This window comes from Pedobacter sp. (genome assembly GCF_045627485.1).
In the GTDB taxonomy this organism is placed as follows: Bacteria; Bacteroidota; Bacteroidia; order Sphingobacteriales; family Sphingobacteriaceae; genus Pedobacter.
Window position 1 is genome coordinate 1 of the sequence record NZ_JAZQNU010000119.1, and the last position, 7,823, is coordinate 7,823.

Annotated in this window: 8 protein-coding genes; 1 reads left to right on the top strand and 7 read right to left on the bottom strand. The window is 39.2% G+C overall.

What is annotated here, in order from left to right; all coding sequences use genetic code 11:
* From ACR2F3_RS09150 to ACR2F3_RS09180, 7 genes are all read right to left on the bottom strand, one after another.
* Positions 1 to 455: alkaline phosphatase family protein (locus tag ACR2F3_RS09150; protein WP_432709676.1), on the bottom strand; the 455-nt coding region annotated here is incomplete at its 3' end.
* Between the two features lie 9 nt (positions 456 to 464).
* Positions 465 to 1,589 (bottom strand): ABC transporter permease, encoded by a 1,125-nt coding sequence (locus ACR2F3_RS09155; RefSeq protein WP_432709677.1) that lies wholly within the window; start codon positions 1,587 to 1,589, stop codon positions 465 to 467.
* Positions 1,586 to 2,692: an ABC transporter permease gene (locus ACR2F3_RS09160; protein WP_432709678.1), complete on the bottom strand. Its 1,107-nt coding sequence runs from the start codon at positions 2,690 to 2,692 to the stop codon at positions 1,586 to 1,588. The genes ACR2F3_RS09155 and ACR2F3_RS09160 overlap by 4 nt, the downstream gene beginning before the upstream one ends.
* Positions 2,693 to 2,732: 40 nt before the next feature.
* Positions 2,733 to 3,446, bottom strand: coding sequence for an ABC transporter ATP-binding protein (locus ACR2F3_RS09165; RefSeq protein WP_432709679.1), 714 nt, complete (start codon positions 3,444 to 3,446; stop codon positions 2,733 to 2,735).
* 19 nt (positions 3,447 to 3,465) lie between these two features.
* The gene (locus ACR2F3_RS09170; RefSeq protein WP_432709680.1) at positions 3,466 to 4,422 is read right to left on the bottom strand and encodes an ABC transporter ATP-binding protein; all 957 of its coding nucleotides are present in this window, start codon (positions 4,420 to 4,422) and stop codon (positions 3,466 to 3,468) included.
* Between the two features lie 8 nt (positions 4,423 to 4,430).
* On the bottom strand, positions 4,431 to 5,366 hold the full coding sequence (locus ACR2F3_RS09175; RefSeq protein WP_432709681.1) for an HlyD family secretion protein: 936 nt from the start codon (positions 5,364 to 5,366) through the stop codon (positions 4,431 to 4,433).
* A gap of 16 nt (positions 5,367 to 5,382) precedes the next feature.
* Complete coding sequence (locus ACR2F3_RS09180) at positions 5,383 to 6,663, bottom strand: TolC family protein (protein WP_432709682.1); 1,281 nt, start codon at positions 6,661 to 6,663, stop codon at positions 5,383 to 5,385.
* Between the two features lie 597 nt (positions 6,664 to 7,260).
* On the opposite strand from ACR2F3_RS09180, the gene ACR2F3_RS09185 reads away from it, so the two are divergent.
* Positions 7,261 to 7,823, top strand: a 563-nt coding sequence (locus tag ACR2F3_RS09185; protein WP_432709683.1) for an MFS transporter, incomplete at its 3' end; no start/stop codon positions are given.

The window sequence follows — 7,823 nt, forward strand, 5'->3', positions numbered from 1 at the left end:
GTGTAAAGCAAACTTTTCCCCTTTTTACCAAGATCAAATTCAGCTGAAATATTCCTGGTGATCATGTTATATAAGTTATAAGAATCGCCCAACAGGTCAAATAAAGTTGGTTTCTCAGCTGGCATATCCGTATTAAAGTAACTAGCTTCCGGACCACAGTACGAGCGCATAGCCATGGTATTCCAGCGGGTTCGTTTAAACGCTTTTTTGTTAAACCAGCGAATGCCGTGAATATTCATTGTGCCAGGAAAATGTCCGGTTAAAATCGGCAGATAAGCCGGTCCTGTTGTAGAAGGAAAGCAGGTTGTCGCTTTTCTGAAGGTGCCTTCATCAACAATTTTTTTTAAATTTGGGGGTGTTCCAGCTGCAATTAAATCAGTTAAAATGTCTGGCCTTGCTCCATCGAGCAGATAGAAGACAGTTCTTTTTTTGTTTGTCCCAGATAAACATTTCATGTCATTATATTACGTTGTTTTTCTATAATTCCATATGGCAAAACCATTTAATACTACGGCAAACATTGCGATGTAACCTAATTCATTTTTTATCTCTGGTAGGCCTGCGCCTTTTAAGACAATCAATCGGACAACCTTGATGAAATGAGTAACAGGGGTGAGGTCTGAAATTAAAATCGCCCAATCCGGCATACTATCGACAGGGGTAAAAGCACCGCTCATCAGCACAAATATCATGATAAAGAAAAGGGAGATGAACATTGCTTGTAATTGAGAGTCTGAAAATGTGGAAATTAATAACCCTAAACCCATCAAAGCTATCAGGTAAACTGCTGTTAACAGATAGAGTACCCATAAGCTGCCTTTAGGGATAATGTCGTAAATGACGTACATTACAATTAGCCCGAGCGTAAATACAATAATGCCTATAATCCAAAACGGAATGAGCTTACCGAGGATGAACTGCCATTTCTGTATAGGTGTTACATTGATTTGCTCTATTGTTCCCATCTCTTTTTCCTTTACAATGTTCAATGTACTAAGGAATCCTGCTATCATCGTGAGCAACAGTACCAATATGCCTGGAACCATATAATTTTTGTAATCTGCTCTTGGATTATACCAATTAGTTGTTTTTACTGAAATTTTTGCAACTGGTACTTGAGGCTGTCCATTGGGCGATTTTATGTTCACATCAAGATTGCTGTTAAAATCGGCTATAACCTGAAGGAGATATGCGCCGCCAATGGAAGATTTTGTACCGTTAATCGCATCAACCGAAAGGTTTACTTTCTGACTTTTCTCACGTACCAGATTCCTTTCAAAACCGGGGGGTATTTCAAGCACTAAATCGGCAGTGCCATACTCAATCATTGCCATTCCCTCTTTGAAAGAATTAGCCTTGCCTGCTATTCTGAAATATCCCGATGATGCGATTTTATTTTCCAATTGTTGGGAATAGCTGCTGTGGTCGTGGTCTACATACGCAATGTTTACATTTTTTACTTCGAAGTCGGCTGCCCATGGCATTATAATCAGCTGGAATAAGGGCAATATAAATATCACTGCCAATATGGTCTTGTCCCTCAAAATCTGACGGAACTCTTTCTGTAATATAAAACGTAATTTTTTCACTGTAAGCGGATTTTAAAATTCTTCAATGCAAAAAATAATAATACGGTTGCCATCCCCACCAAAATGAGTGTTTCTTTCCATACGTAGCTAAAACCAAGTCCTTTAAGCATCACGCCTTTCATAATGGTATAATAGTATTTTGAGGGTATGAGGTAAGAAAACCATTGCAATATTTTTGGCATATTCTCCAAGGGGAATACAAAGCCACTCAGTATAACTGTAGGTAACATCATCCCCATCATTGAAATCAACATGGCAATTTGTTGTGAATTGGTAATGTTTGATATTAGCAAGCCAAGAGAAAGGCAGGTAATGATGAAAAGTGTGCTTTCCGCAAAAAGCAACAGGAGGCTACCCTTAATTTCCACGTCAAGAAGGTATACGGAAAGCAATAACATGATAATTAAGTCAACCAGGGATAGCACCAAATAAGGTATTGCTTTTGCCATCAACACCATAAGGGGCCTGAACGGCGAAACTAATAATATTTCCATCGTTCCCATTTCTTTCTCCCTCACCACAGAAACCGATGCCAGTGCTGTACTTACAATCATAAATATAAAAGCAATAACGCCGGGAATGAAGTTGAGCGAACCGTTCTGTTCTTCGTTGTACAATTGCCTTATTTCGGGTATGATTTGGTAGTACGGTTGTACATTGGGATTAAGTTCCTGCTGGTAATTCTTAATAATGGTATTCAGGTAGTTTGTTGCCGAAGTTGCCGTGTTGAGGGCAGAATTATCGACAATAACCTGTATCTTCGCTCCATCTGTTTTATAAAGATCTGACCCGAATTTTGCAGGAATCAAGATGCCACATACTATTTCACCGCTCTTAAATTTTTCTTCAAAATCCTTGTAATTTAGTGCAGCATCCTTGAGCTGAAATCGGGAATTTGATTGAACCTTGGCGATAATCTGCTTTGAATGTACGTCTTGTGCATTGTCTAATACTGCGATTCCGATATTTTTTACTTCACTGCTCAATGCAAAACCAAAAAGGATGATTTCTACAATGGGTATTCCAAAGAGTATAAGCAGCGTACGTTTGTCCCTGAATACGTGGAAAAATTCTTTGCGTATAAAAGCGAATAGTTGTTTCATTTTCTGCGTATTAATGATGAACTCCGTTCTAGTAGGGATGTTAATCCGATGTCCGTTGCGCGCCTCTTGCTAATTGGTAAAAAACATCGTCCATTGAATTGGTATTAAACTTACTTTTAAGGTAAGTAGGGGTGTTCAAAGCTTCCACACGCCCGTCAACCATTATACTGATACGGTTGCAATACTCGGCTTCATCCATATAGTGTGTGGTTACAAATACCGTAATGCCATTTTCTGCGGCTTCATATATCATATTCCAAAACTGCCTGCGGGTAACTGGGTCAACACCTCCGGTGGGTTCATCCAGGAACACGATTTTGGGACGGTGGAAAATAGCAACTGAAAAAGCCAGTTTCTGTTTCCAGCCCAAAGGCAATTCTCCTACTAACTTTCGGGCCTCCTTTTCCAGCCCCAATTTTGTAATCAATTCGTTGCTCCGTGTTTTTATATCGGTTCTTGAAACGCCATACACACCGCCATAAAACTCTATGTTTTCTAATATGGTCAGGTTGTTGTAAAGCGAAAACTTCTGGCTCATATAGCCGATGTTTTTTTTGATGTTTTCCTGTTGTTTGTAAACATCAAAACCTGCCACGGTAACTTCGCCCGATGTTGGAAAGGAAAGCCCACAAAGGATCCGCATTGCAGTTGTTTTCCCGGCTCCGTTTGCACCGAGAAACCCAAAGATTTCGCCCTGTTCCACATCGAAAGTAATGCTGTCTACGGCTTTGAAATCGCCGAACTGTTTTGTCAAATCTTTGCAGATAATCGCTTTATTTCCCATCGGTTTTTTCTCTTAGGATTTCGTCTTCATTATTTTCATTCATCAGGCGGATAAAACTGTCTTCAATCGTTGGTGTTACCTGTTTTACTTCCAATCCCTCAATATTATTTATTCCCGCAATTCTGGTGATACTTACAGCATCAGCATCATCTGTTTTCATAGTAAGGTGTATGTATTCGCCAAAGGGGAAACAGCTTTCCACTTCATCAGCTTTGCGTAAGTGCTGTATGAGCTTGTAGATATTATCTGCTTTGGCGGCAAATAATGGCTTTGGGAAATTATTTACAATATTTTTCGGTGTATCAATGGACAAAATATTCCCGTTTTGTATCAAGGCAATCTGGTCGCAGAGCGTGGCTTCATCCATATATGGCGTAGAGACGATAATAGTAATGCCCTCCTTTTTGAACTTGCCGAGCATTTCCCAAAACTCATTTCGTGAAACGGCATCCACGCCCGTGGTCGGTTCGTCAAGGAATAAAACAACAGGCTTATGGATCAGGGCACAGCAAAGGGCTAACTTCTGTTTCATGCCGCCTGAAAGTTTACCTGCCCTGCGGTTGTTGAAAGGTTTTATCTGGTCATAAATTTCTTTGATAAGCTCGTAATTATCTTCGATGGTAGTGCCGAAAACTGTAGCGAAGAACGCGAGGTTTTCTTCTACCGTCAAATCCTGATACAGTGAAAACCGTCCGGGCATATATCCGACGATATTTCGGATGTCCCTGTAATCCTTTACTACATCAAAACCTTCTACGGAAGCGATTCCGCTATCTGCAAGCAATACAGTGGTAAGGATGCGGAAAATAGATGTTTTTCCAGCTCCATCAGGACCAATTAAACCGAACAGTTCCCCCCTTTGCACTTCAAAGGAAACATCTTTAACAGCCTTTACTTCGCCTTTGTTATAAGTTTTGACGACATTTTTTACACTTACTGAACTCATGTTTTATATTATTTTGACCAGAGAACCTCTCCGTACATGCCTATTTTTAAGTAACCGTCATTTTTTACGTTCACTTTGATCGCATACACAAGGTTGGGTCTTTCGTCTTTGGTTTGAATGGATTTGGGTGTAAATTCAGATTTTGCAGAAATCCAGGTGATGGTTCCAGGATATTCTTTGTATCCGCCTTTACCATCGTCAATACGTACTGTTACCGGTTGTCCCAATTTAATCTGTGGCAATTGGCTACCGGAAACATAGGCCTTCAAATTGAGTGTTTCAATATTGGCAATCTTATACAGTGGTTTGCCTATTACCTGCATTTCCCCTTGTAAGGCATAATTTGTCAGCACAGTACCTGTAATCGGGTTGATGATTTGTCCCTTATTGATTTGCTCCTGAAGTTGTGCCGCTAGTTTTTCCATCTGTGCCCGCTCGCTTAATATGCTTCGGTTCTGTGTATTGGTATTGTAGGTGTTTAGCTTTAATTGCTGATTTGTAACGGCAATCTGCTTTTTTAATTGGTCGATAGAAGAGTTGATGTCGTCTAATTGTTTGCGAGTTGCGGCATCTGCTTTCACTAAATTTTCAGTACGGTTCTTTTCTCTTAATTGTTGTGCCAATTGTGATTTTTGCACTTCCAGCTGACGACGTACCAATTCGACCTGGTCGCTCGGGGAAATTGTTTTTTCATTTAATGCAGCAATACGGGCTTCAGTCTGTTGTTTTTGAAGTTCTATAACCTTTACGTCAATCTGACCTACCTTTTCCCCTTTTTTTAATTGATCACCTTCTTTTACATCATAGGAATTCAATATGCCACTTTGCTGTGCCGATACTATAACTTCATCGGCTTCAAAGTTCCCCGAAGCATCATAGTCTTTTTTTTGTGTACAGGCATTTAGGAGCAATGCTGCAAAAACAATTATTGCAAAATTTTTCATTTTATTACGTTTACTGTTAATTGCCCAATTTGAATTTTAAATTATACTGTGCTTGCAATAACTGTATCTGATGAAGAACAAGGTTTTGCTTGGCAGCATTCTCGTTATTGGTTTTCTGAATATATTCGTGGGTAGTGATTACACCGTTTTCCAATTGTGCCAAAGCCGATTTAGTAACTGCCTCCCGCAACTCAATCGTTTTATAGTCCTGACTTATCATTTCCTTATATTTCTTTACATTTTCATCCTGTTGGGCAATTTCCGTACGTACATTGCGGACAAAGATTTCTTTGTCTATATCTGCTGACTGACTGTCCAGGCTGTAAATTGCGCGTTGGTTATTTAAAGTATATAGATTTCCGATCGACCAGATCAGGCGGATCCCTGTGATATACCAGGCTCCGAAATCATTGGAAATAATATTAAGTGTCTGACGGCCATAAGCCCCTTGAAAAAATGCGCTTAAAGTAGGTAGATAGCTTGATTTCAGTTGCTTGGTTTGAGCTTTATAAACGTTTTTTTGTAAATCGAACATTTTCAGCTCGGGGCGGTTGATTTCACCCGAAGGGAATATAGGTTCGGGTCTTACCAGCTCCGATGAGGAAGTAACTTCTTTACCAATAAAAATGGAAAGCATTCTAAGGAAAGCAGTACGGTTTCCTTCGTAGTCAATATTTGTCGATTTTGTATTTTCAATTTCGGCTTTTATTTCATTTACATCACTCGCATAAGCCGTTCCGTATTTATAAGCGGCTTCCATTTTTTCGAGCTGGGTTTGAAGAGTGGCGATTTTCAGCTTGTTGAGTGCCGACTGTGCGTCTATCAAAAAAACAGAAAAGAAAATTGAATTGATGCGGTCATTGATGGCATAAAGCGCTACTTCCACATTTTGCTTTTGCAAACTTGCGTTGGCTTTGATGATTTCCTTTTGATAATGGGTATTGTTGCCATCAAACAATAACTGGCCTACCTCGCCCGAAATTCTATATTGGTCTTTGCTTAATGTAGGGGGGAGAAATTGTGGGGGTAAAACATCGCCAAGCAAGTCGCCAAAATCCACTACCTGTGATTGATAGGTAGCCTGTCCAGCAACGTTTAATTGTGGTAAAAATCTTTTATTGGCATTTCTGATAGTATAATCTGCCGCCTTATCCACCAAATCCAATTTCTTGATCGCAGGATAGTTTAACTTTGCCAATTGGTAACATTCCTCCAATGTAAGCTGTCCGGTCTGTGCATTGGCAAAGCTAAAAGCCAACAACCAAATGCTTAAAGCTAAAAATGTTTTGTTGATCATCTTATATTTCGTTTTAACTGTTTGATTAACTTATGTACAAAAAATTGACTTCCATTAGCATTGGTTTGTTGATAAAATGAAAATGGTATGGTTTAAGTCACATCAAATAATAGAACGAAATGGTTAACCACCTTTATCAGTTAAGTGTATGAATTACAATCTTCTGTCTTTCTACTTTATCTTCAACTTAGTAAAACTGTTTTTTTTGTAATCCTCGCTCTGAGTAAAGGGGAATGGATTTAGCAATCCCACATCGAAATTATGTGTGTATTTTTGCGAGATCTTATTATTTTCGGATTAGAACTGGGATTATAGTAAAAGTCCTTTGGTGAGTATAATTTATTCTATAATGTTATACTTAAAGTTCCGAATTATTTCAGAAAGATGAAACTCTTTTCTGATCCTTTAAATACAATACATTTGGTGTCTTCTTTTACCGTTTTCACAAAGTTCTGGATGCAACCAATGAAAGTAACATTGTTTGTTTTTGCACTTTCGCTACCTATCATAGAAATTTAAATAGCTGTAACATATTATTTTATGAAATCTTTGCGTTTTAAAACATAATAAACATTTTTGCTGTTCCTCACTTATCAAATGAAACAGAAAACTGCCAGCTTTACCGGTTATCAAAAACTAGCGATCTTCCTCCTTGCCATAACCCAGTTTACGGTTATTTTAGATTTTATGGTGATGTCTCCTCTGGGTGATATGTTGATGAAATCACTGTCCCTAACGCCTTCCGCATTCGGCATTGCGGTATCATCTTATGCTTTCAGTGCCGGTTTGTCGGGCTTGCTGGCTGCAGGTTTTGCGGATCGTTTCGATCGAAAAAAATTGCTGCTGTTCTTTTATATAGGTTTTATTATCGGCACCGTGTTTTGTGGCTTAGCCCAAACATATGTCCAATTAGTTGGTGCAAGAATTATCACTGGTTTGTTCGGTGGTGTAATCGGTTCAATTTCCCTGGCTATTATCACTGATATTTTTAGTTTGCAGCAAAGGGGGCGGGTGATGGGCTTCGTTCAAATGGGCTTTGGCACCAGTCAGGTTTTAGGCATCCCTATTGGGTTGTACCTTGCCGGAATATGGAGCTGGGAAGCACCCTTTTGGATGATTGCAGGGTTAGCAACCATTGTAGCTGTAATTATCCTGGTTAA

Coding starts and splice junctions, on each gene's coding strand:
- ACR2F3_RS09160 (WP_432709678.1), bottom strand. CDS start 2,692: ATGAAACAACTATTCGCTTTTATACGCAAAGAATTTTTCCACGTATTC.
- ACR2F3_RS09180 (WP_432709682.1), bottom strand. CDS start 6,663: ATGATCAACAAAACATTTTTAGCTTTAAGCATTTGGTTGTTGGCTTTT.
- ACR2F3_RS09175 (WP_432709681.1), bottom strand. CDS start 5,366: ATGAAAAATTTTGCAATAATTGTTTTTGCAGCATTGCTCCTAAATGCC.
- ACR2F3_RS09170 (WP_432709680.1), bottom strand. CDS start 4,422: ATGAGTTCAGTAAGTGTAAAAAATGTCGTCAAAACTTATAACAAAGGC.